General features: G+C 45.5%; 22 protein-coding genes and 1 other annotated feature. Of the genes, 18 read left to right on the forward strand and 4 right to left on the reverse strand.

What is annotated here, in order from left to right:
• Positions 1-3: 3 nt before the first annotated feature.
• The 3 genes from ganQ to NST16_RS01020 all read left to right on the forward strand — a co-directional run bounded on the left by ganQ (position 4) and on the right by NST16_RS01020 (position 4,291).
• The gene (gene ganQ, locus NST16_RS01010; RefSeq protein ID WP_010331936.1) at positions 4-855 is read left to right on the forward strand and encodes an arabinogalactan oligomer ABC transporter permease GanQ; all 852 of its coding nucleotides are present in this window, start codon (positions 4-6) and stop codon (positions 853-855) included.
• Between the two features lie 18 nt (positions 856-873).
• Positions 874-2,937 carry a beta-galactosidase gene (locus NST16_RS01015; protein ID WP_340888242.1) on the forward strand — a complete coding sequence of 688 codons (2,064 nt, stop codon included), beginning with the start codon at positions 874-876 and terminating at the stop codon, positions 2,935-2,937.
• Positions 2,938-3,001: 64 nt separating this feature from the next.
• Positions 3,002-4,291: an arabinogalactan endo-1,4-beta-galactosidase gene (locus NST16_RS01020; protein ID WP_340883582.1), complete on the forward strand. Its 1,290-nt coding sequence runs from the start codon at positions 3,002-3,004 to the stop codon at positions 4,289-4,291.
• Positions 4,292-4,345: 54 nt separating this feature from the next.
• Here NST16_RS01020 and NST16_RS01025 read toward each other — a convergent pair whose 3' ends face one another.
• Together NST16_RS01025 and NST16_RS01030 are read right to left on the reverse strand one after the other, a co-directional pair.
• Positions 4,346-5,545, reverse strand: a complete 1,200-nt coding sequence (locus tag NST16_RS01025; RefSeq protein ID WP_340883583.1) for a SpoIIE family protein phosphatase — start codon at positions 5,543-5,545, stop codon at positions 4,346-4,348.
• A 29-nt stretch (positions 5,546-5,574) separates the two neighbouring features.
• A complete protein-coding gene (locus NST16_RS01030; protein WP_026014611.1) occupies positions 5,575-6,387 on the reverse strand; it encodes an alpha/beta fold hydrolase in 813 nt (270 codons plus the stop codon).
• A 305-nt stretch (positions 6,388-6,692) separates the two neighbouring features.
• Here NST16_RS01030 and NST16_RS01035 point away from each other — a divergent pair, with 305 nt between their 5' ends.
• The 10 genes from NST16_RS01035 to NST16_RS01080 all read left to right on the forward strand — a co-directional run bounded on the left by NST16_RS01035 (position 6,693) and on the right by NST16_RS01080 (position 16,288).
• Entirely contained in the window at positions 6,693-7,598 is a 906-nt protein-coding gene (locus NST16_RS01035) for an ABC transporter ATP-binding protein (protein ID WP_326127901.1), read from the forward strand.
• Position 7,599: 1 nt separating this feature from the next.
• Positions 7,600-8,337 carry an ABC transporter permease gene (locus tag NST16_RS01040; protein WP_340883591.1) on the forward strand — a complete coding sequence of 246 codons (738 nt, stop codon included), beginning with the start codon at positions 7,600-7,602 and terminating at the stop codon, positions 8,335-8,337.
• Positions 8,338-8,340: 3 nt separating this feature from the next.
• Entirely contained in the window at positions 8,341-9,456 is a 1,116-nt protein-coding gene (locus NST16_RS01045; RefSeq protein WP_326191713.1) for a sensor histidine kinase, read from the forward strand.
• A gap of 19 nt (positions 9,457-9,475) precedes the next feature.
• Positions 9,476-10,078, forward strand: a complete 603-nt coding sequence (gene yvfU, locus NST16_RS01050) for a two-component system response regulator YvfU (protein ID WP_010331928.1) — start codon at positions 9,476-9,478, stop codon at positions 10,076-10,078.
• A gap of 11 nt (positions 10,079-10,089) precedes the next feature.
• Positions 10,090-10,248 (forward strand): hypothetical protein, encoded by a 159-nt coding sequence (locus NST16_RS01055; RefSeq protein WP_154648865.1) that lies wholly within the window; start codon positions 10,090-10,092, stop codon positions 10,246-10,248.
• A 245-nt stretch (positions 10,249-10,493) separates the two neighbouring features.
• Positions 10,494-11,210, forward strand: a complete 717-nt coding sequence (locus tag NST16_RS01060) for a (Fe-S)-binding protein (RefSeq protein WP_010331927.1) — start codon at positions 10,494-10,496, stop codon at positions 11,208-11,210.
• Between the two features lie 27 nt (positions 11,211-11,237).
• Positions 11,238-12,677 carry a lactate utilization iron-sulfur protein LutB gene (gene lutB, locus NST16_RS01065; RefSeq protein WP_340883598.1) on the forward strand — a complete coding sequence of 480 codons (1,440 nt, stop codon included), beginning with the start codon at positions 11,238-11,240 and terminating at the stop codon, positions 12,675-12,677.
• Positions 12,677-13,399, forward strand: a complete 723-nt coding sequence (gene lutC, locus NST16_RS01070; RefSeq protein WP_340883600.1) for a lactate utilization protein LutC — start codon at positions 12,677-12,679, stop codon at positions 13,397-13,399. Before lutB ends, lutC begins: the two co-directional genes overlap by 1 nt.
• A gap of 105 nt (positions 13,400-13,504) precedes the next feature.
• Positions 13,505-14,539, forward strand: a complete 1,035-nt coding sequence (locus NST16_RS01075) for a glycosyl hydrolase family 18 protein (protein ID WP_340883602.1) — start codon at positions 13,505-13,507, stop codon at positions 14,537-14,539.
• A 97-nt stretch (positions 14,540-14,636) separates the two neighbouring features.
• Positions 14,637-14,876: a binding site (T-box leader), on the forward strand.
• A gap of 68 nt (positions 14,877-14,944) precedes the next feature.
• Positions 14,945-16,288 (forward strand): amino acid permease, encoded by a 1,344-nt coding sequence (locus NST16_RS01080; RefSeq protein WP_268504627.1) that lies wholly within the window; start codon positions 14,945-14,947, stop codon positions 16,286-16,288.
• A 39-nt stretch (positions 16,289-16,327) separates the two neighbouring features.
• On the opposite strand, the gene NST16_RS01085 is transcribed toward NST16_RS01080, so the two are convergent.
• Positions 16,328-17,245, reverse strand: coding sequence for a DMT family transporter (locus NST16_RS01085; RefSeq protein ID WP_268447141.1), 918 nt, complete (start codon positions 17,243-17,245; stop codon positions 16,328-16,330).
• A gap of 100 nt (positions 17,246-17,345) precedes the next feature.
• Between NST16_RS01085 and NST16_RS01090 the strand changes: the two genes are divergently transcribed.
• Positions 17,346-18,218, forward strand: coding sequence for a LysR family transcriptional regulator (locus NST16_RS01090; protein WP_168748780.1), 873 nt, complete (start codon positions 17,346-17,348; stop codon positions 18,216-18,218).
• A 157-nt stretch (positions 18,219-18,375) separates the two neighbouring features.
• Entirely contained in the window at positions 18,376-19,386 is a 1,011-nt protein-coding gene (locus NST16_RS01095) for an LLM class flavin-dependent oxidoreductase (RefSeq protein WP_010331920.1), read from the forward strand.
• A gap of 46 nt (positions 19,387-19,432) precedes the next feature.
• On the opposite strand, the gene araR is transcribed toward NST16_RS01095, so the two are convergent.
• On the reverse strand, positions 19,433-20,521 hold the full coding sequence (gene araR / locus NST16_RS01100) for an arabinose utilization transcriptional regulator AraR (RefSeq protein WP_010331919.1): 1,089 nt from the start codon (positions 20,519-20,521) through the stop codon (positions 19,433-19,435).
• A 203-nt stretch (positions 20,522-20,724) separates the two neighbouring features.
• Here araR and araE point away from each other — a divergent pair, with 203 nt between their 5' ends.
• From araE to gap, 3 genes are all read left to right on the forward strand, one after another.
• Positions 20,725-22,119, forward strand: coding sequence for an arabinose-proton symporter AraE (gene araE, locus NST16_RS01105; protein WP_010331918.1), 1,395 nt, complete (start codon positions 20,725-20,727; stop codon positions 22,117-22,119).
• Between the two features lie 297 nt (positions 22,120-22,416).
• Complete coding sequence (cggR, locus tag NST16_RS01110) at positions 22,417-23,439, forward strand: gapA transcriptional regulator CggR (RefSeq protein ID WP_010331917.1); 1,023 nt, start codon at positions 22,417-22,419, stop codon at positions 23,437-23,439.
• A gap of 46 nt (positions 23,440-23,485) precedes the next feature.
• Entirely contained in the window at positions 23,486-24,493 is a 1,008-nt protein-coding gene (gene gap, locus NST16_RS01115) for a type I glyceraldehyde-3-phosphate dehydrogenase (protein ID WP_010331916.1), read from the forward strand.
• Positions 24,494-24,522: the final 29 nt, after the last annotated feature.

Below are 24,522 nucleotides of genomic sequence, written 5' to 3' on the forward strand. Positions count from 1 at the left end.
GACATGCTGGCAGATATGAAGGTCAGAAAATTTGTGCGGCTCCTTTTCTCTTACTTGTTTTTAGCCTGCATGGCGGTCATCATTGTGTATCCTCTCCTTTGGACGGCAGGCGCCAGCTTTAATCCCGGCAACAGTTTAATCAGTACATCCCTCATTCCGAAGAATCCGACATTTGACCACTACAAAGAATTATTTGCGGGCAAGGAAAGCCTTCAATATGTGCAGTGGTATATCAACTCGATAAAAATCAGCCTGTTTACGATGGCTGGCTCACTGATCTGTGTGACGTTTACGGCTTATGCATTTTCCCGCTTTCGGTTTAAAGGAAGGAAATACGCATTAACACTCTTTTTATTGCTGCAAATGATCCCTCAGTTTTCTGCTTTGATTGCCCTGTTTGTGCTGGCTCAAATATTAGGAATGGTCAATAGCCATTGGCTGCTGATCCTGCTTTATATCGGCGGCCTGATCCCGATGAATACGTACTTGATGAAAGGATATATGGATTCCATTCCGATTGATTTAGACGAAAGTGCAAAAATGGACGGAGCAAGCAGCACGAGGATCTTTTTGCAGATCATCCTGCCTTTATCAAAACCGATGGCGGCAGTGGTTGCGATGAATGGCTTTACCGGTCCGCTCGGAGATTTTGTTTTGTCATCAACGATATTGAGAACACCGGAATCATATACATTGCCCGTAGGCTTATTCAATTTAGTCAATGATGTCATGGGAGCAAGTTATACGACATTTGCGGCGGGTGCCTTGCTCATCAGTATACCGGTTGCCGTCATCTTTATCATGCTGCAAAAGAACTTTGTGTCCGGATTAACCGCAGGCGGAACGAAAGGATAAGAGAATAAGGGGGAAAAAATCATGTCAAAGCTTGAAAAAACGCACGTTACAAAAGCGAAGTTTATGCTCCACGGAGGAGACTACAATCCTGATCAATGGCTGGATCGGCCGGATATTTTAGCCGACGATATAAAGCTGATGAAGCTTTCGCATACCAATACGTTTTCTGTCGGCATTTTTGCATGGAGTGCGCTTGAGCCGGAGGAAGGTGTATATCAATTTGAATGGCTTGATGATGTTTTTGACCGTATTCACAGCATCGGCGGCCGTGTCATTTTAGCAACGCCGAGCGGAGCGCGTCCTGCCTGGCTGTCGCAAACCTATCCTGAAGTGCTGCGGGTCAATGCCTCCAGGGTGAAACAGCTGCACGGCGGACGGCACAACCACTGTCTGACGTCCAAGGTCTATCGTGAAAAAACGCGGCACATCAACCGTTTATTAGCAGAAAGATACGGCGGTCATCCGGCGCTTTTGATGTGGCATATTTCCAATGAATATGGAGGAGAATGCCACTGTGACCTATGCCAGAACGCTTTCAGAGAGTGGCTGAGAATGAAATATGATAATAGTCTCAAGGCATTGAATAACGCGTGGTGGACACCGTTTTGGAGCCATACATTTAATGACTGGTCTCAAATTGAAAGCCCTTCCCCGATTGGAGAAAATGGCTTGCATGGACTGAACTTAGACTGGCGCCGGTTTGTCACGGATCAAACCATTTCGTTTTATGAAAATGAAATCATTCCGCTGAAAGAACTGACGCCTGATATTCCTATCACAACGAACTTTATGGCTGACACACCGGATTTGATTCCGTATCAAGGCCTGGACTACAGCAAATTTGCAAAGCATGTGGATGTCATCAGCTGGGACGCTTATCCTGTGTGGCACAATGATTGGGAAAGCACAGCAGATTTGGCGATGAAGGTCGGCTTTATCAATGATCTTTACCGAAGCCTGAAGCAGCAGCCCTTTTTACTTATGGAGTGTACGCCCAGCGCTGTCAATTGGCATAACGTCAATAAAGCAAAGCGCCCCGGCATGAACCTGCTTTCATCTATGCAAATGATTGCCCACGGATCAGACAGCATTCTCTATTTCCAATTTCGAAAATCACGGGGATCGTCGGAAAAACTGCATGGGGCGATTGTGGATCATGACAACAGCCCAAAGAACCGTGTCTTTCAAGAAGTGGCAAAAGTCGGGGAGACATTGGAGCAGCTTGCTGAAGTCGTTGGAACGAAGAGGCCGTCTGAAGCTGCTATTTTGTATGATTGGGAAAATGACTGGGCGCTTCAGGACGCTCAGGGGTTTGCAAAAGCGACAAAGCGTTATCCGCAAACACTGCAGCAGCATTACCGCACTTTCTGGGAACAGGATATCCCGGTCGACGTGATTACAAAAGAACATGATTTTTCAGCGTATAAGCTGCTGATCGTACCCATGCTGTATGTAATCAGTGAAGAAACCATTTCGCGATTAAAGAAGTTTACGGCTAACGGAGGCACCTTGGTGATGACGTATATCAGCGGAATCGTCAATGAGCATGATTTAACGTACACAGGCGGTTGGCATCCAGACTTGCAAACGATATTTGGAATTGAGACGCTCGAAACAGATACGCTGTATCCGAAAGATCGAAATGCTGTCAGCTATCGCAATCAAACGTATGAAATGAAAGATTATGCAACGGTGATCGAATTGAAAGCCGCAACGGCAGAGGGTGTGTATCAGGATGACTTTTATGCGCATACCCCCGCGGTTACAAGCCATCAATATGAACAAGGAAAAGCGTATTTTATCGGCGCGCGTTTAGAGGATCAATTTCACCGAGATTTTTATTTAAGTTTGATAAAAGAACTGTCTTTATCTCCGGTTTTTCCGGTTAAGCATGGAAAAGGCGTCTCCGTACAGGCGAGACAGGATCAGCACAATGATTATATTTTCATCATGAATTTTACGGAACAACAGCAGCTGGTTTCGTTTGATAAGCGTGTGAAGGATATCGTTACTGGTGAAATGCTTTCAGGTGACTTGATCTTGGAAAAATATGAAGTGAGAATTGTCGTGAACTCACATTAAGGTGTGCCTCCGCTCGATATGGGCGGGGTCTTTTTTGAAATCGCTTACGTGAGAGGGTGGAAATATGAAAAGCAGAATCATCATGCTGTTAGCGGCTGTCATCGTCTGGAGCGGAATCGGAAGTTCGACTGGATATGCTGCGACAGAGGGGAAGAAATATGTATCGGAGCTTCGTGCGGATGACTTATTTGTTAAAAAGGTAGCGGGCATGAACAAGGACTTTATCAAAGGAGTTGACGTGTCGAGCATAATTGCTTTAGAGAACAGCGGTGTGACCTTTTACAATGCAAGCGGGAAACGTCAGGACATCTTTACAACCTTAAAGCAAGCAGGTGTCAACTATGTCCGCGTCCGCATCTGGAATGACCCGTATAACGCTCATGGCAATGGTTATGGAGGAGGCAATAATGATGTTCAAAAAGCCATCCAAATCGGAAAAAGGGCAACCGCGAACGGGATGAAGCTGCTGGCAGACTTTCATTATTCGGATTTCTGGGCTGATCCTGCAAAACAGAAGGTGCCAAAAGCTTGGGTGAACTTAAGCTTCGAAGCAAAGAAAGCAAAGCTCTATGCATTTACAAAACAAAGTCTGCAGGCCATGGTCAGGGAAGGCATTGATATCGGTATGGTACAGGTCGGAAACGAAACAACAGGAGCAATTGCCGGTGAAACGGATTGGAGGAAGATGAGTCAATTATTCAATGAAGGTAGCCGGGCAGTCAGGGAAATAAATCGAGACATATTGGTCGCGCTGCATTTCACCAACCCAGAAACGCCAGGACGATATTCATATATTGCTGAAACCCTCAACAAAAACAAAGTCGATTATGATGTATTTGCCAGCTCGTATTATCCATTCTGGCACGGTACGTTACACAATTTGTCCTCCGTACTGAAAGCTGTTGCGGATACGTACGGCAAAAAAGTCATGGTGGCGGAAACGTCATACACCTATACGGCTGAGGACGGAGACGGACATGAAAACACAGCGCCTAAAAGCAGTCAGACGCTGCCATACCCGATTTCAGTGCAAGGCCAGGCAAATGCCGTAAGAGATGTGATGGACGCAGTGGCAAAAACAGGACCGGCCGGACTGGGTGTTTTTTATTGGGAGCCTGCATGGGTTCCTGTCGGCCCGAAGACGCAATTGGAGAGAAATAAAACGATATGGGAAACATACGGTTCCGGCTGGGCCGCCAGCTATGCAGCCGAATACGATCCTGAAGACGCAGGTAAGTGGTACGGGGGAAGTGCAGTGGATAATCAAGCTTTGTTTGATTTCAACGGACACCCGCTGCCGTCCTTACAGGTATTCAAATACGCGGAAACAGGCCATATCCCGAAAAATCACTGAAAAAATGAAAATCCATGAGGCGTAACAATGCATTGTTATCTCTCATGGATTCTTTTATTTTACATCTATTAAAATAAAACACTCATCATCATTTTTAGGCTCAGCTTGAAGAGATGAGAGGATTTTGTTTTTCAGTTCAGTTATAGGCAAAACAGGATGATCCTTTAATAAATGGACTAAATAACATGAAGCCGTCGGGTCCATCACACCGTCTGTATACAGAAGCAGCCTTCCGCCGTGTGTATAGTGAAGGGTGCTTGACTGAAACACCGCTTCTTCAAACATCCCGATTGGCGGAGCGGTTGTGTCCAGCGTTGATTGGGTTCCCTTAGCATCCTGCCATAATGCGGGCGGATGGCCCGCGTTGACATATTCAATTCTTTGCCGGTCTGTATCAATGATAAGACAAATAGCTGTGCAATAATGCCTTGCCTCCTCATCGTTTTGAAACAAGCTGTGAAGATGGTAGTCTAACTCTTTCATGACTTTGTCGGGACTGAGCCCCTGCGTCATTAATCGTTGGAACAAAGGATGGAGGGACATCGTAACTAATGCAGAAGAAATGCCGTGTCCCATTACATCAAGGATGATCAAGCCGTAGCGGTGCTCATCGATTTGATAAAATCCATATAAGTCGCCTGATAAGTCACTGGATGCTTTATAATACGATTCAATTTGAATATGATCCGTCATCATCGGTTCGGTCAATGAATTTTCTTGAATCTTTCTGGCGAGTTCAAGCTCTCTTTTTGTATTCGATCTGAATTGCTGATTTTCCTTATTGATCGCGAGGAGCTCTTCTTGTTTCTCCTTCAGCATCCGCAAAGCATTTTCTAACTCCGCATTTGCTTTCTGTTTGGCGAGCAGTGCTTCCTCGACCTCGTTTCTGGCAATCAGCAGCTCATTTTCATATTCGTTTCGCTTCCGCATCGGAATGACAACGCATTCTGTTACAGCAGCTTCCTGATCCGTTCTCTGAACAGCGTTTACTAGGACCGGGATTTCTTCCCCATTGTTTGTTTCCAGGGAGATGTACATTTCTTCAATGTGTTGCTCCAGCTGCAAAAGCGGAACAAAATAAAGCTGATAAAAAAGCTTTGCAGGAACGGTTAAAAGAGCATTGATATGCTGGCCGATCACCTGTTCCGGTTCATAATCAAGAATCTTAAGCAAGGTGTGATTGACAGCTAAAATTGTACCCTCTTCAGATAAAGTAAGGAAACCGCATGGTGCATAATTCAATTGTTGATCCATTCAGAGGGTCACCTCTATCCCTTTCGTTCCTAAATCACGTATGCATTCAAATAATCCCTGATCAGCTGTACTGTCTCTTCGGGATGGCTCATATGCGGGCAGTGCCCGTTGGCTTTCATCTGTATGAGTGTGCTGTAAGGGAGATGCTTTTGCATATACTCACCTACTGCTGACGGTGCAATGACATCATTCGAACATTGCAGGATAAGCGAAGGCACGGTCACCTTTGGAAGATCTTTTCGATGATCTGAAAAAAACGCCGCCTTCGCGAATTGCCGTGCGATGATAGGATCAGTAGAACAAAAACGGCTTTCCAGCTCTTCCTTAATTTCTGGACGATCCGGCTGATTCACTACGGTCGCCGCAAAAACGGTTGCCCAGCCAATGTAATTTTTCTCCATCATCTCGATTAACCCAAGGAGCTGCTCTTCCTCAAAACCTCCGTAATACTCAGGCGGATCATTTAAATAGCAAGGAGAAGGCCCCACCATAATCAGCTGTGAAAAAAGCTCAGGACGGCGTAATGATGCAAGCATGCCAATGACAGCCCCGACAGAATGCCCCACAAACACAATTTTTGACAGATCTAAGGCTTCGCAAACATCGATAACATCTTGTGCATAGCCGTCAAGTGTGCTGTAACGATTCATATCATATGCCCGCAAATCAGAATTCCCCGCACCCACGTAATCAAATAAAATCAGCTGATATTCGTCTTCAAAGGCAGGAACTACGGCATCCCACACACTTTGATCACACCCGAATCCAGGTGCAAATACAATTGGTGTTGTGCCATTCCCCCTCACCTTCACATGATTCCTAGTCAAAATTGATTGATTCATAGTCTGCTCCTTTCAGCCAAAACGACATGAAGATTACTATGTATATCATACCACTTCGGGGTGTGAATTGCGGTCATTCTATGAAAGTAAATAGGAGTCTTGCAGATAGAGGACATGCGGCATGGAGAGCAGGAATGATGGAAGATGTAGCGGGAGGATTGCCTGGGTGCCGGAAATAATATAAGGCGGTCATATCACCTGAATGAGACAAATGACATTTGTCATCTCATAATCATGACACCCCTTACTAAAAATCATCTGTTCCGGTATTTTACAATTGATGTAAGCAATCAGGAGGTGCTCATGTGATGAATGAGGTTGTGTCAGTAAGAAATGTCACAAAATATTTTCAGCAAAAAACAGCAGTGAAGAACATTCAATTCAGCATAGGAAAAGGAGAGATTGTCGCCATCCTCGGCCCGAATGGCGCAGGGAAGACAACAGCGATCTCTATGATGCTGGGATTGCTGAAGCCAAGTGAGGGTGAAATCAAATTATTTAACCGTCAGCCTGATGAAAAGCAGGTGCGTCAAAAAATCGGCACCATGCTGCAGGAGGTGAGTGTTATGCCGGGATTAAAGGTCTGCGAAACCCTCGAGCTTATCCGCAGTTATTATCCCCATCCATTATCCATGAAAGAGCTTGTTTCGCTGACAGCACTCACAAAAGAAGATTTGAAAACACCGGCAGAGAAATTATCCGGCGGACAAAAACGCCGTCTGAGCTTTGCTTTGGCACTTGCCGGCAATCCGGAGTTACTAGTATTTGATGAACCGACTGTCGGAATGGACACGACATCCAGACACCAGTTTTGGAAGACAGTGAATAGCTTGGCGGATCAAGGAAAGACCATTATTTTTTCAACCCATTATTTACAGGAAGCAGATGATGCCGCACAGCGCATTTTGTTTTTTGCTGAAGGACGGCTTGCCGCAGACGAAACGCCGAAACAAATCAGGGCAAGGATTCAGAAACAGTCTGTCTCCTTTAAGGTTCCATCGGATGAATCATTGGAAAAGCTTTATCGGCATCCGGAAGTAGAACGAGTGACGCAAAAACATCAGCGAGTCAGTATTCAAACGTCAAATACTGATAAAGTGTTGGCGCTCATCTTTCAAGAACACATCAATGCACGTGATATTCGAATCGAACAAGGAACACTTGATGAGGCATTTCGACAGCTTGCTGACGGGAACAGGGAGGCGATGTGAGATGAACATGCTGCGGAAACAGTGCATAGCTGAAATGAAAAGGGTGCTCAGGAATAAATATTTTGTGTTTTGGTCGCTTGTTATGCCGATTGCCTTTTACTATCTCTTTACAAACGTAGTGAATACCAATGTCGCTGACAAAGGCGCCTGGAATGCCCATTACCTAATGTCTATGACAACCTTCAGCGTAATGGGCTCGTCTATGATGACGCTTGGAATCCGTTTGGTACAAGAACAGGCGCAAGGCTGGTCAGTTTTTATCCGCATCACGCCTCTTCCGGATCATATTTATTTGGCGGCTCAGATGATCGGGCAAAGTGTCATTCATCTTTTATCTATTACTGTCATTTTTCTTGCGGGCGCCATCATAAACAGCATTGACTTGTCACTGTTTGAATGGGTGATGAGCGGGCTTTGGATTTTAATTGGCGCATTTCCGTTCTTAGCGTTAGGAACATTAATCGGTCTCATGAGAAAAGTAGAAACGGCAGCCGGGGTCAGTAATGTGCTTTACATGCTGCTGGCGATAAGCGGGGGCATGTGGATGCCGATCGAGGTCATGCCGGACATATTGAAAAACATAGGGCAGTGGCTCCCGTCTTATCATTTTGGGAGCGGAGCGTGGGCTCTTGTTCAAGGCGAGCTTCCAACCTGGAAAAATGTTCTGATGTTAATCGCTTATTTACTGATCTTCATGCTACTATTTAAGTATATAAGAAGAAAACAAGAAGCGGTGTAATACATGAAACTTATAAAATCCATATTCCCCAAGCAATTCGGTTTTTTCCCTTATATCTTTTTGGTGTATACCATTATGCCGTTTCTTTCTTTATTGAGGGAATCGGGCAGCAAACAAGTGCTGGGATATGGCATGCTGCTCCTATTTGTTGTGACATATCGTCAATTGTTTGTCAGTGCGGACAGACCTTCATTTACGTATTGGTTATGCGCGCAAATGGCCATTATTTTTATTTATAGTTTGTTTTATCATATCAGCTATATTTATTTAGGCTTTTTCCCGGCAAACTTTGTGGGCTATTACCGTGAGAAAACGAAGTTCAACCGTGCTTTCTTTGGTCTTGTCTTCATGCTGATATTTCCTTGCGTGTATCATTTTCTGGCGGATTCGGCCTCGATCAGAGAGCTGTTTTCTGTTCTGCCGTTTCTGGTCATTATGCTGATTTCTCCCTTCGGAATTCGTTCCATGTTTCGAAGAATAGAGCTTGAAAAAAAGCTTGACCAAGCCAACGAACATATAAAGGAACTCACCAAAAGGGAGGAACGTGTTCGGATAGCACGCGATCTTCATGATACACTCGGCCATACCCTCTCGCTCCTCACGTTAAAAAGCCAGCTGATTCAGCGGCTGGCGGCAGCAGATGCAGAACGGACCAAGCTTGAAGCGAAAGAAATGGAAACAAGCTCGCGTGCGGCACTCAAACAAGTTCGTGAGCTTGTTGCGGATATGAGAACGGTCACCATGACGGAAGAGCTAGCCAACATTCGGCACATTTTAAGAGCGGGTAATATTACCTTTCAATACGAAGGGACCGAAGATTTTTCAGACATCTCTCCCGTCACTCAAAATATTGTCAGTATGTGTATGCGGGAGGCAGTGACAAATATCATCAAGCACAGCAAAGCGACCCATTGTGCAGTCACCATTTCTCAATATGCCGACAAAATGACCGTTGTGATACGGGACGACGGAACAGGAGCGGTGAAGGAGAAGATGTTTGGGAATGGATTGCGGGGAATGGAAGAGCGGCTGATGTTTATTGACGGAGGACTGACTCTTTCAGCCCAAAACGGAACGGTGTTGACACTGACGATTCCGCTCATTAGAAAAGCAGAATGATAGGAGGAGGACGAAATAGATGATTCGTCTATTTATTGCCGAGGACCAGCGAATGCTTTTAGGCGCTCTGGGATCCTTGCTTGACCTGGAAGAGGATATGAAGGTCATCGGACAAGCGTTAAATGGAGAAGAGGCGCTGAAAGCCATTCTCAAGCTGGAGCCGGATGTCTGCATCATGGACATTGAAATGCCGGTTTACAGCGGGCTGGAGGTTGCAGAGGAGCTAATGAAAAAAGGCTGTAAAAGCAAGGTCATTATTCTGACAACCTTTGCCCGCCCCGGATATTTTGAACGCGCCGTCAAAGCCGGCGTACACGGGTATCTTTTGAAGGATGGGGAAATCGACGATCTGGCAGATGCCATACGAAAGTGTGTAAAGGGAAAACGGATGTTCAGCCCGGAATTAACCTTCAACATGATTCGTGATGAAAATCCGCTGACTGTAAGAGAACAACAAATACTGCGGCTGGCTGCTTTAGGCAAGACAACAAAAGACATCACACTTGAACTCTATTTATCTCAAGGCACAGTCCGAAACTATATCTCAGAAATCATCCAAAAACTGAATGCAAAAAATCGGACAGAAGCGGCTAGTATAGCTGAGGAGAAAGGATGGATTTAATGAGGAACCTGGTGAATCGTACAGAACCAGGTTCCTTTTTATTTACATGGTTATTTTCTGGTTTTCTTATCTGTCCGTCCGCAAAGCTTGTACTATACATCGGGGTTATGGATATGTCAGGTTCAGCGGTCGTCGGTGCTTTTTTGTTTGAAATGCTTTTGCGCTCATGAGGTCTTTCGTTCCTTTACCTCTTTGTGAAAACATATAAGAAATACAGAAAGTGTGTGCAAGAACATGAAAAAGCAGTATCGCTTTTTTAAACGTGCTGTCCTATGTACAGGCGTTATTTTATTGCTGAAATCATTAGAAAATGCTTTCAATTTTGTGTCCAAATAGTGTACGATATTGGTAAATGCTTTAACTTCAGGTCATCAGATGACCAGATCATATATTGGGGATGAGAGAGGGGTTCATCATGAAAGTCTCACTTTTTGTCACTTGTCTTGTTGATATGTTTCAAACAAACGTAGGAAAAGCAACGGTAGAGCTGCTTGAGCGGCTCGGATGTGAGGTTGATTTTCCGGAGGGGCAGATCTGCTGCGGCCAGCCGGCTTACAACAGCGGTTACGTAAATGACGCCAAAAAAGCAATGAAACGAATGATCGAAACGTTTCAGGAGTCAGATTATGTCGTCAGTCCATCCGGTTCCTGCACCACAATGTTCAGGGAGTATCCGCACCTGTTTAAAGATGATCCGAAATGGGCGGATAAAGCGCAGAAGCTGGCCGATAAAACGTATGAATTAACCGATTTTATCGTCAATGTCCTTGGGGTAGAGGATGTCGGCGCAACCCTTCATAAAAGAGCGACCTTACATACGTCATGCCATATGACAAGGCTGCTCGGCGTATCGGAGGAGCCGATGAAACTGCTGAGCCATGTAAATGGGCTTGAATTCACGTCACTTCCGGGGAAACACAACTGCTGCGGATTCGGAGGAACATTCTCTGTCAAAATGGCGCAGATTTCTGAGCAGATGGTTGATGAGAAAGTCGCATGTGTGGAGGATACGGGAGCAGAGGTGCTCATCGGCGCTGACTGCGGCTGTTTGATGAATATCGGAGGTCGGCTTGATCGTAAGGACAAGAATGTCAAAGTGATGCACATCGCCGAAGTGCTCAACAGCAGATAACACTGGATACAGAGGGGGAAAAGGATCATGGCGATGAAAATCGGTACTGACGCTTTTAAAGAGCGGGTATCACAGGGGATCGATAATGAATTTATGAGAGGCGCTGTCTCGGGTGCGCAGGAGCGTCTGCGGACGAGACGGCTGGAAGCGGCCGAAGAGCTGGGAAACTGGGAAGAATGGCGTTCGTTATCTGAGGAGATCAGGCAGCATGTCCTTGAAAATCTTGATTTTTATTTGGAACAGCTAGCATCCAATGTATCAAACAGAGGAGGACACGTTTATTTTGCTGAAACAGCTGAAGAAGCTTCCTCTTATATCCGCAGCGTGATTCAAAAGAAAAACGGCAAAAAAATCGTAAAGTCTAAATCTATGGTGACAGAAGAAATCAATCTGAATGAAGTGCTGGAGAAGGAAGGCTGCGAAGTGGTCGAAACCGACCTCGGCGAATATATTTTGCAGATTGATGATCACGACCCGCCGTCACATATTGTGGCGCCGGCTCTTCATAAAAATAAAGAGCAGATTCGCGATGTGTTTAAAGAAAGACTGGATTATAAACAGACAGAGAAACCGGAAGAGCTCGTCATGCATGCGCGCGGCATCCTGCGGCAAAAATTTCTGGAAGCCGACATCGGCATTACCGGCTGCAACTTTGCCATTGCCGACACGGGTTCAGTCAGCCTTGTAACCAATGAAGGAAACGGGCGGCTTGTCACGACATTGCCGAAAACACAAATCACTGTCATGGGAATGGAACGCATTGTCCCGTCATTTTCCGAATTTGAAGTGCTTGTCGGCATGCTGACAAGAAGCGCTGTCGGACAGCGGCTGACGAGTTATATTACGGCCTTAACCGGCCCAAAACTGGAAGACGAAATAGACGGCCCGGAGGAATTCCACCTTGTCATCGTGGATAACGGCCGGTCCAACATTCTGGGCACCGAATTTCAGTCTGTGCTGCAATGTATCCGCTGTGCGGCCTGTATCAATGTCTGCCCTGTGTACCGCCATGTCGGCGGACACTCATACGGCTCGATTTACTCGGGGCCGATTGGAGCCGTTTTATCGCCGCTGCTCGGCGGTTATGACGATTACAAGGAGCTGCCGTACGCGTCTACACTGTGCGCGGCTTGTTCAGAAGCCTGCCCGGTCAAAATTCCGCTTCATGAGCTGCTTCTCAAGCATCGTCAGAACATCGTCGAAAAAGAAGGCAGAGCGCCGATCAGTGAAAAGCTTGCGATGAAAGCGTTCGGTCTTGGGTCTTCCTCTTTGTCGCTTTATAAAATGAGCTCAAAATGGGCGCCTGCCGCCATGACGCCTTTTACAGAGGATGACAAAATTTCGAAAGGACCCGGTCCGCTAAAAGGCTGGACGCAAATCCGCGATTTCCCGGCACCGCATAAATCAAGATTCAGAGACTGGTTTACAGACAGAGAGACAGTTGAGCACACAAAGGAGGAGCAGTGATGACGAAGGGAACCATTCAGAATCAAGAAAGCTTTTTAAACCGGATCGCGTCACGCCTTGGCCGTGAAAGAAGAACAGGCGGCGTGGCCGTCCCTGAGTGGGCGCATCAGCCGCAATATAAAACATTTGAAGGGTATTCGCCCGATGATTTAGTCACGGTGCTCAAAAACCATTGTGTCAAAATCCATACTGAGCTGATTGAGACGGATTCAACCGGTCTGTACGATGCCTTGCGTGAACAAGTCAGCCGGTTTTCCGGAGGGCCTGTCATCATTCCCAAGGATCCCCGGTTTGAGGCTTACGGTTTAAAAAGCCTGCTCACCAAAGACTGGCCTGGTGAAGGAACGCAAGTCTGGGAATGGGATGCTGACAAAGGTGAAGAAAATATCAAAATAGCGGAGCAAGCCAATGTGGGGATTACATTCAGTGAAATCACACTGGCCGAGTCGGGTACGGTTGTCCTTTATTCTTCAAAAGACATCGGCCGCTCTGTCAGCCTTCTGCCGACAACCTATATCGCCATTGTGCCAAAATCAAGCATCGTGCCGAGAATGACACAAGCCAGTGATATCATCCGGCAAAATATTGCTGACGGCATCACCGTTCCCTCATGCATTAACTACATTACAGGACCGAGCAACTCCGCCGACATCGAAATGGATTTGGTGGTCGGTGTTCACGGTCCGGTAAAAGCAGCTTATATTCTCGTATCTGACCGATGATCCAGAAAGCCCGGCTACCTATGCCGGGCTTTCTGCTTGAAAAAACTTCATTTTCCAAAAATTTGGCCGATGAGAAGAGTATGACGTGAAAAAGGAGGAAACGAAATGAAAAAATGGCTGATCATAGCTGTTTCACTAGCGATAGCGATCGTTCTGTTTATGTATACAAAAACAGAAGCAAAGGCGGCCGGTATGACATTAGGCTATACAACTGGGGATACGGCATCATACAATTCTCTTACGAAGTATCATAAATATATCAACTCTATTGCCACTGATACGTTTGCGTTTGATAAAAACGGACGTGTGATTGGCGATGTCCCGAGCAAGCAGCTTACATACGCGAAGAAAAATAAAATCAAAACGTGGGCCGTCATTTCCAATTATAATGACGCTATTTATGATTTTGACGGAAACTTAGCGCATCGGGTCATGACTGACAAAACAGCGAGAAAACGATTCACTGACCAGCTTATTTCTTTGGCAAAAAAGCACCACTATTACGGAGTCAATATTGACTTTGAGGCAGTTAATCCGAAAGACCGTTCTGCATACTCAAGCTTCATTCAATATGTCTCACAAGCTCTGAAAAAGAAACATATCAAAACAATGGTATCCGTTCCGGCCAAAAGCGCCGATAATAAAAACGATGACTGGAGTTGGCCGTATGATTATGCGAAAATCGGAAAATATGCGGACTATGTACAAGTCATGACTTACGACGAACACGGCATTTGGGGCGAACCTGGCTCAGTGGCAAGCACAAGCTGGATCAAGCGCTCGCTGCAGTTTTCTGTCAAAAAAATCAAAGCAAATAAAGTGATCATGGGGGTCCCTGCGTACGGCTATGATTGGGATCTGAAAGACGGGAGCGGCAGCTCAGCGAGGGAATGGAATGACATCAAGTCCCTCATTAAAAAGCAGAAAGCAAAGCCGGCATTCAATAAAAAAACAGGTTCTATGACGTTTTCTTACATTGACAAAAAGAAACATAAACATGTTGTTTGGTATGAAAATGAAAAAACAATCGAAACAAAAAGCCGCCTGGCGAAACAATATAAAATAGCCGGTGTCTCTGTCTACGCTTTAGGACACGAATCGGAATCCTTCTGGAAGGCCGTTCAAAAAGGGACAAAATAACAGTTTGTTTTTTCTCGCAAGTTATTGACAGAGAAAACAGAAGCACGTATATTATGTTAATATATTCAGAACGTAAAATTTGAGTTTTTCAGAAAACTAAAACACATAGAATGGGAGCAGTAAAAGAAAGGAATCAGTAACAGAGAGCTGCGGGGTGGTGCGACGCAGTCTGATTCTTCTTTGAACTCGCCCGGGAGTGGTAGGACGAAACGGAATAGATTGAATATTCCTTATGTTTTAACGGCTAACCTTCGTTACAGGGTCAAAAAGCTGGATTCTTCTAGGAAGAATCAACAAGAGTGGTACCGCGGTCAGCCGAAGGCTCGTCGTCTCTTTATCTATTCGTATAGATAGGAGACGGCGGGCTTTTTTGTTTTTGAAGACGAGAAGGAGAGGGAAAAAAGGATGGAAAAGGACAATCAGACGTTAAAACGCACGATGACATCCCGTCATATTATGATGATGGCGCTGGGCGGAGCAATCGGTGCAGGTTTATTTAAAGGAAGCAGCTCGGCAATCGATGTGGCAGGGCCATCGGTCATTATTGCATACCTGCTCGGCGGCATTATTTTGCTGTTTATTATGCAGGGGCTTGCAGAAATGGCTGTGCGCAACCGAAACGCGAGAACCTTCCGTGATCTTGTGCAGCAGGTGCTAGGAAATTACGCTGCATATTTCTTGGACTGGATCTACTGGAAAATGTGGGTGCTTAACATTGCAGCTGAAGCTGTTGTAGCTGCAATTTTTATTCAATATTGGCTGCCGGGCTGCCCGATCTGGGTGCTGGCATTAGCAATTTCTCTTGTTGTTACGATTGTGAACTTGCTTTCTGTAAAAATCTTCGCCGAAACTGAGTATTGGCTGGCTATGATCAAGATTACCGTTATTGTTATCTTTATTTTATTAGGATTGCTGCTCTTATTTGTTTCATTCGGTGACCATACAGCGGCCGGTTTTTCGAATCTGACAGAGCACGGCGGATTTTTCCCGCACGGAGGCACTGGGCTGATTACGGCGATGCTTGTCGTGATCTACTCTTACGGCGGTACAGAAATTATCGGAGTGACGCTTGCTGAAACAAAGAACCCGGAAAAGGTTGTCCCGAAAGCAGTCCGCAGCACATTAACACGGATTGTCGCGTTCTACCTGCTTCCGTTTTTCATCATTGTCAGCCTGATCCCATGGAATCAAGTGAATTCTGTTCCTGAAAGTCCTTTTGTGATGGTCTTTAAAATGGTAGGCATTCCGGGGGCAGACCATATCATGAATGCAGTCATCCTGCTTGCCATCATTTCCTCTATGAATTCAGGTTTATACGGATCGTCCCGCATTTTGTATACACAGGCAACTGACGGAAGATTGCCGCGGGTCTTTTCTAAGCTTTCATCGAAAAACGTCCCGATGTTTGCGATCCTGATGTGCACTTCTTCTTTATATATTGGTGTATTGATTTCTCTGTTCGCCGGAAGCCAGACGTTTAATTACTTAATGGGATCACTGGGATATACAGTCTTATTTATTTGGCTGATCATCGGATTCGCTCATTTGAAATCGAGAAAAGGGCAAACAGAAACACCAGCCTATTATGTAAAATGGTTCCCGTACACCACATGGTTTGCGATTCTGGCGTTACTCGCCATTCTGATCGGGGTCATCATGACAACGTCAATTGTCATTACCAGCATTACTGCGGCGATCTACCTTTTGATTACAGTTGCATATTTGGTCAAAGGCCGCAAGCACCAGTAAATAAGAAACCCTCTTGTCACATCCGACAAGAGGGTTTTATTATTGTGAAGCCTTCTCATTTACACAGATCAACGCAGCTTTCTGTGCTTTTGATTTTGAATTCACGAGGCAGATGCTTGTGACAATCAGCAGCAGACCCGCCAAGAGGCTTAAGGTAAGCGGTTCATGCAGAAAAATGGAGCTGGCTACGATTGAAATGAGCGGAATCAAGAAGGTGTAGGACGCGACCTTGCTTGCTTCTCCTGAACCGACAAGCGTAAAAAAAACAAGCCAGCCAAGCGCGATGACAAACACTGAGATGAACATTAGACTGGCGACAAATGGGACTGTCCATTGGATCGCGGAAAAGCTCTCTGTCCAGAAGCCGGATACGAGCAAAAATACGCTGCCAATCGTCAGCTGCAAGGCGACCATCCAGATGGAATCGACGCGGCTGCCTGTTCTTTTCATAAATACTGTTCCGAATGCCCAGCTGAGCGCGGAACCTAGAGCCAGCAGAACCCCTATGACAGAAATATGCCCGCCAAAGCCCGCGGCACTGATGACAGCAACCCCGGCAAAACCGAGCACAAGCCCGATCACTTTCAACGTAAACATGGATTCGCCGAGCCACATCCAAGAAAAGACACCCATCAGCACCGGCTGAAAGAATACGATAGCGGAAAACAGACCAGCCGGAAGATAATTCAGCCCGATCGTTTGCAGTCCGTAGAATAACGTAATATTTAAAAGAGCAGAAACAAGATAAATCGGCCACGTCTCTTTAAAACGCAGTTTATGAATACGCGGCAGTGCAACAATCACTAATAAAAGCCCGCCGATCAGCGTCCGGATGCCCGCAAACAATAAAGGCGGCGAAAAGGCGAGCGCGGCTTTCGACAGCGGCCAATTGATGCCCCACATGATAACGAGAAAGGCGAGAAGGAGCGCTGTCCGCGTTTTTGATAGCTGTTTCACTTTTTTGATCACTCCTTGTAGATCATTTCTTTCATATGATACGGTAGAACATAAGATAAATAAAATGAATCTTTTTTATGAGGAGCATAAGTGAATAGTTATGACCATTACACAATTAAGAGTTTTCGTCAAAGTAGCTGAAACGGGGAGTTTTACAAAAGCGGGACAGTTGCTGAACATGACACAGCCGGCTGTCAGCCATGCTATTTCTGCGATTGAAGCCGAGCTTGATGTGAAATTGATCATCCGTGACCGCCGAAACGGCCTGATGCTGACAGATACAGGAAAAAAGATCTTAGTCCATATCAGAGAAGTGTTAAAAGGAATCGAAAAAGTTGAGCAGGTCGCAGCGGCAGAAAAAGGGCTTGAGCTGGGGACGATTCATATCGGCACATTTCCAACCGCCTCCGCTTATTTTATGCCGAAGCTGATCAGCGAGTTTAAACAAAGGTATCCGAAATTGGAGCTTGTTTTGCATGAAGGAACCGTAGACGAAGTCAAGGAGTGGCTCCATACACGGATGATTGATGCCGGCATTCTTCTGTATCCGGCAGACAAGATGGAGTACATTCGGCTGAAAAAAGACAAAATGGTCGTCGTGCTGCGTGATGATCATCCGCTGTGCAGCCGATCAGCCATTACGCTGAAAGATCTCGATTGTGAGCCGATGGTTGTCTGCGACGGCGGCTATGAATCCCCTTTTATCGATAAGTTCAAGCAAGCTGGTTCAACGCTGCACACTGCTTTCACTGTCTATAACGTTAACACCTCGATCAGCATGATCAAAGAAGGTTTGGGCCTGGCGATTTTATCAGAAATGTCGATGTCGGGGATGACGCTGCCGGAGCATGTGGTGACTAGGGATCTCGATCCGCAGGTGTATCGGGATGTGCAGCTTGCCGTTCCTTCATTACATGAGGCTTCTTTGGCCGCTAAGCTATTCATTGAGATGGCACAGGAGCTTTTTGTATAAAAATCAAATGATGAACACCTTTTTATTGTTCGAATTTCATCGAATCAAATTCTTTTCATCCTAAACGCAGTTGTGTTAAGGTGTGATAGAAGTCCTTTCGATAGAGACGTAACAGCATGAGCTGTTTACTTATATCACAACTGCAAAGGAGAACAATATGTCTAACAACCAACGCAAAGATACCTTGCTTTCTGTCTTGAATTTATCTCCTGTTGTTCAAGGGGGAACGATAGCAGAGTCATTCCGAAACAGCATGGACTTGGCGCGCCGTGCAGAGGAGTGGGGCTATCACCGTTATTGGCTTGCAGAGCATCATAATATCGAAGGTGTCGCAAGCTCTGCCACCGCCGTACTGATCGGCCATATTGCCGGCGGCACAAAGAAAATCCGCGTCGGCTCCGGCGGCATTATGCTCCCGAACCACTCATCTCTTGTAATCGCTGAACAATTCGGCACCCTGGAAACGCTGTATCCCGGACGGATTGATCTGGGGCTCGGACGTGCGCCGGGAACAGACCAATTGACTGCAAGGGCGCTCCGCAGAAACATCAGCAGCGGTGAAGATTTCCCAGAACAATTAGAGGAACTGCGCAATTACTTTAAACCGTCAGGAAATGTGCGCAATCAAGTCCGCGCCATTCCCGGAGAGGGCATAGATGTGCCGATTTGGCTGCTGGGCTCAAGCGACTTTAGTGCCCGTCTGGCAGGTGAGCTGGGCCTTCCGTTTGCATTCGCTGCTCATTTCTCACCGGCGAATACGGTTCCCGCTTTGGAGCTGTACCGCAATTCCTTTACGCCGTCAGAAGTGCTCAACGAACCGTATGCGATGGTCGGCGTAACGATTATCGCCGCAGATACAAACGAGAAAGCACAGCATCTGGCTACATCCCATTACCAGCGATTCCTTGATCTTGTCCGCGGTACGCCAAACCAGCTGAAGCCGCCAGTAGAAGACATGGATCAAATCTGGAGCCCATATGAAAAAGCAATGGTTCATCAACAGCTCAGTTCAACCATCGTCGGCGGTCCTGAAGAAGTGAAGGAAAAGCTTGAAGACTTTGTCAAAACAACTCAGGCCGATGAAATTATGGTCAACTCAGAAACCTTTGATCACGCTGACAGAATGCGTTCATTTGAAATCGTGGCTGACATTTGGAAAAACAGATAAAGGCCATAAAAAAGCAATGTAAAGGGGAAACCCATACATTGCTTTTTTATTCATTCAGCTTTCTTGCGGACTGACGGATGATCAGCTCAGGTTCAAAAATGACATCTTCCTGCTTAGGCTTTTTATGCTCCAAACAGTCAATAACATATTTTGCGGCAGCTTTACCCAGAACAGACTTCGGGTGCTTCACGGAGGTTAATTTCACCTCGGAAATTTGCGCGAAATGAGAGTCATCATACCCGACGATGGACATATCCTCAGGCACCTTGATATCCATCTCCCGAAGCATATCAATCACCTTCAGTGCAATTTCATCATTATAGCAAAGGATAGCAGTCGGCATGTTTTTGCTGTTTTTCTCCAGTGTCTCTTTTACTTTCTCCAGCAGCTTCGATTCCTTTTCCTCCGTCGTAAACGTCACAATCATATCCGGGGAAGGGAATAACTCATGCTCACGATGTGCCTGTATAAATCCGTTCATCCGTTTGACACCTTGTGTATCATCAGCTTTAAAAATACCCATCATGTGCGTATGGCCGAGAGAGAGCAGGTGCTCCGCAGCCATCATGCCGCCTTTCACATCATCGAGAGTAAAACTTGGTGCGGCAAGTTCGGCGTATGACGCATTAATCATCGCAAAAGGAATGCCGTTTTTCTCTAAATTGAGATAGTAGCCAATATTCGGCGTTTGCAGAGCGCTTTTGGTCGGTTCTACAATCAACCCGTCAATATGCTGTGACAGCAGGTTTTCTAATCCTCTGCGTTCATTGTCCGGATTGTTGTTTGTGCTTGTCAAAAGCATAGAATATCCCTGCTCGCTTAAATAAGACTCGATTCCCCTAATGATGCTCGGGAAAATATAGTCTGATATGTAGGTCGTCAGAACGCCGATCGTTTTATTGGAATGCAGCGCTGATTTAGCGGAGCGTGAAGCGACAAAGGTGCCCCCTCCTTGCACGCTGTATAGCAGCCCTTGCGATACGAGGTCTCCAATGGCTTTACGAATGGTATGCCGGCTGACGCCAAATTGCTGCATTAACTCGTTTTCGGTAGGGATCTTTTGATCGGGCAGAATTTTACCTTGATTAATCCATGAACTGATTTCTTCTTTTACTTGAGCATATTTTGGTAACATATCCATTCCTCCAAAATGTATACGGACAAATTTCAGTATATCACAGTGATCTATACAAGAAAACATTGACAGAAAATACAAACAGGATTATTCTATATTTGTACGTACTAATAAAGAACAAATTTCGTTAAAATTTTAAATAAGTACGTACAATTGTAATGGAAAATGTAAACGCTTTACTCAACTTTCGGGAGGGCAGAGAAATGAAGAACACTCCAACTCAATTAGAACCAAATGCTCCTGTAACAAGAAGCCATTCAATGGGATTTGTGATTTTGATATCATGCGCGGCGGGGCTTGGCGGTTTATTGTACGGCTATGACACTGCAGTTATTTCTGGTGCTATTGGTTTTCTCAAGGATTTATACAGCCTGAGTCCGTTCATGGAGGGGCTTGTCATTTCAAGCATTATGATTGGAGGAGTTGCGGGAGTCGGGATATCCGGGTTCTTAAGCGACTGGTTCGGGCGCAGAAAAATCTTAATGACAGCGGCCCTGTTATTTGCGGTATCAGCAGTTGTTTCTGCTGTTTCACAAGACGTGTCGACCTTAATCATTGCGAGGATTATCGGAGGTTTGGGGATCGGAATGGGTTCGTCATTATCCGTCACTTATATTACGGAAGCGGCGCCGCCCGCCATACGCGGAAGTTTATCTTCCTTATATCAGCTCTTTACGATACTGGGTATTTCCGCAACGTACTTTATTAATCTCGCTGTCCAGCGCTCCGGAACATATGAATGGGGCGTGCAAACCGGCTGGAGATGGATGCTCGCTTACGGAATGGTGCCATCCGTTATCTTTTTCCTTGTCCTGCTGGTCGTGCCGGAAAGTCCTAGATGGCTGGCGAAAGCGGGCAGAACAAAAGAAGCGTTATCGATACTGACACGTATTAATGGAGAAACTGTCGCAAAAGAAGAATTGAAGAACATTGAAAACTCTTTAAAAATAGAACAAATGGGCTCACTATCACAGCTCTTCAAACCAGGCCTCAGAAAAGCGCTTATTATTGGAATCCTGCTGGCGCTCTTTAATCAAGTGATCGGCATGAACGCCATCACCTACTACGGGCCGGAAATCTTTAAAATGATGGGATTCGGACAAAATGCCGGATTTGTGACAACCTGTATTGTCGGTGTCGTGGAGGTCATTTTTACTGTCATCGCGGTTTTATTGATTGATAAAGTTGGGCGCAAAAAACTGATGTCCATCGGTTCAGCTTTTATGGCGATTTTCATGATCTTAATCGGAACGTCGTTTTATTTTCAGTTAACAAGCGGATTTATGCTGATCTTCTTTATATTAGGTTTTGTCGCCGCGTTCTGTGTATCGGTCGGGCCGATCACATGGATTATGATTTCTGAAATCTTCCCGAACCATCTGCGGGCAAGAGCCGCTGGGATCGCCACCATCTTTTTATGGGGAGCAAACTGGGCGATCGGGCAGTTTGTGCCGATGATGATCAGCTCGTTCGGACTGGCCTACACGTTCTGGATCTTTGCCGTCATTAACATTCTCTGCTTCCTGTTTGTCGTCACAATCTGTCCAGAAACGAAGAATAAATCGCTCGAAGAGATTGAAAAGCTTTGGATAAAATGAAAACGCTTTAAAAAGTGAAGCCCTTTCGATTGAGAAGGGCTTTTTATTTTGTGCGCACCATTAAAGGTTTGCTGTATAAGATAGAAATATAGAGGGAAAAATAATGAAAGAGAAACGCAGCTGCATAAAACTGCGCGAATATTGTCGATGAATTGGCTCTTAACAGTTGAATAAACATTTCCACCCTGTTAAAATAATTAAAGAAAGCAGAAATAATTTTTTTTGGCTATGATGGGACGTTTTTTGTCATAGCGGGACGTTTGGTGTCCAGCAAAAAAAGGAAGGAACGTTTGAGTCATGAACCAGTTAATACAAGCTCAAAAAAAATTATTGCCTGATCTTCTGCTCGTTATGCAAAAGAGGTTCGAAATCTTGCAGTATATCAGGCTGACAGAACCCATCGGCCGCAGAAGCCTCTCTGCCAGTCTCGGAATCAGCGAGCGTGTGCTGAGAAGCGAGGTTCAGTTTTTAAAGGAACAGAATCTGGTCGATATTAAAACAAACGGCATGACGCTGACAGAAGAGGGTTATGAACTGCTTTCCGTTTTAGAAGATACGATGAAAGATGTTTTAGGTTTGACGCTTTTGGAAAAGACATTAAAAGAACGATTAAATCTAAAGGATGTCATTATCGTATCCGGAGACAGCGACCAATCCCCATGGGTCAAAAAAGAAATGGGAAGAGCGGCTGTCGCATGTATGAAAAAAAGATTTTCAGGCAAAAATATCGTCGCTGTGACCGGCGGTACGACAATTGAAGCTGTCGCCGAGATGATGACGCCGGATTCTAAAAACCGCGAGCTTTTGTTTGTGCCTGCAAGAGGCGGTTTAGGCGAAGACGTAAAAAACCAGGCGAACACCATATGCGCGCATATGGCGGAAAAGGCTTCAGGCACTTACCGGCTTTTGTTTGTTCCGGGACAGCTGTCACAAGGCGCCTATTCATCTATTATTGAAGAACCTTCTGTCAAAGAGGTGCTGAACACGATTAAATCAGCGAGTATGCTGGTTCACGGAATCGGCGAAGCTAAAACTATGGCTGAGCGGAGAAACACACCTTTAGAAGACTTAAAGAAAATAGATGATAAAGACGCGGTGACAGAAGCGTTCGGCTACTACTTTAACGCGGACGGCGAAGTGGTCCACAAAGTGCATTCTGTCGGAATGCAGCTGGATGACATAGACGCCATTCCCGATATTATAGCGGTAGCCGGCGGATCATCAAAAGCCGGGGCGATCGAGGCTTACTTTAAAAAGCCGCGCAACACGGTTCTCGTCACTGACGAAGGAGCCGCAAAGAAGTTATTAAGGGATGAATAATCCCTCAATATAAATATCTCTCACTTATTTAAAGGAGGAAACAATCATGGCAGTAAAAGTCGGTATTAACGGTTTTGGTCGTATTGGACGTAACGTATTCCGCGCAGCATTAAACAATCCTGAAGTTGAGGTAGTAGCGGTTAACGATTTAACAGATGCTAACATGCTCGCTCACCTTTTACAATATGATTCTGTACACGGAAAATTAGACGCTGAGGTTTCAGTTGACGGTAACAACCTTGTTGTTAACGGTAAAACAATTGAAGTTTCTGCAGAACGCGATCCTGCTAAACTTAGCTGGGGTAAACAAGGCGTTGAAATCGTTGTTGAATCTACTGGTTTCTTCACAAAACGCGCAGACGCTGCGAAACACTTAGAAGCTGGCGCGAAAAAAGTAATCATCTCTGCTCCTGCTAACGAAGAAGATATCACAATCGTTATGGGTGTTAACGAAGATAAATACGATGCGGCTAACCACGACGTTATTTCTAACGCATCTTGCACAACAAACTGCCTTGCGCCGTTTGCAAAAGTACTTAACGACAAATTCGGCATCAAACGCGGTATGATGACAACAGTTCACTCTTACACAAACGATCAGCAAATTCTTGATCTTCCGCACAAAGACTACCGTCGTGCGCGTGCAGCAGCTGAAAACATCATCCCAACTTCAACTGGTGCGGCTAAAGCAGTTTCTCTAGTTCTTCCTGAACTAAAAGGCAAACTGAACGGCGGAGCAATGCGTGTTCCAACTCCAAACGTTTCTTTAGTTGACTTGGTTGCTGAACTGAACCAAGAAGTAACAGCTGAAGATGTAAATGCAGCTCTTAAAGAAGCAGCTGAAGGAGATCTTAAAGGAATCCTTGGCTACAGCGAAGAGCCATTAGTTTCTGGCGACTACAACGGAAACAAAAATTCTTCTACAATCGATGCTCTTTCTACAATGGTTATGGAAGGCAGCATGGTAAAAGTAATCTCTTGGTACGATAACGAAAGCGGCTACTCTAACCGCGTTGTTGACCTTGCAGCTTACATCGCTAAAAAAGGTCTTTAATTCATAGCTGAAAAAAGGACCTTACTTGG

The organism is Bacillus sp. FSL K6-1005 (assembly GCF_038000225.1).
In the GTDB taxonomy this organism is placed as follows: domain Bacteria; phylum Bacillota; class Bacilli; order Bacillales; family Bacillaceae; genus Bacillus; species Bacillus mojavensis.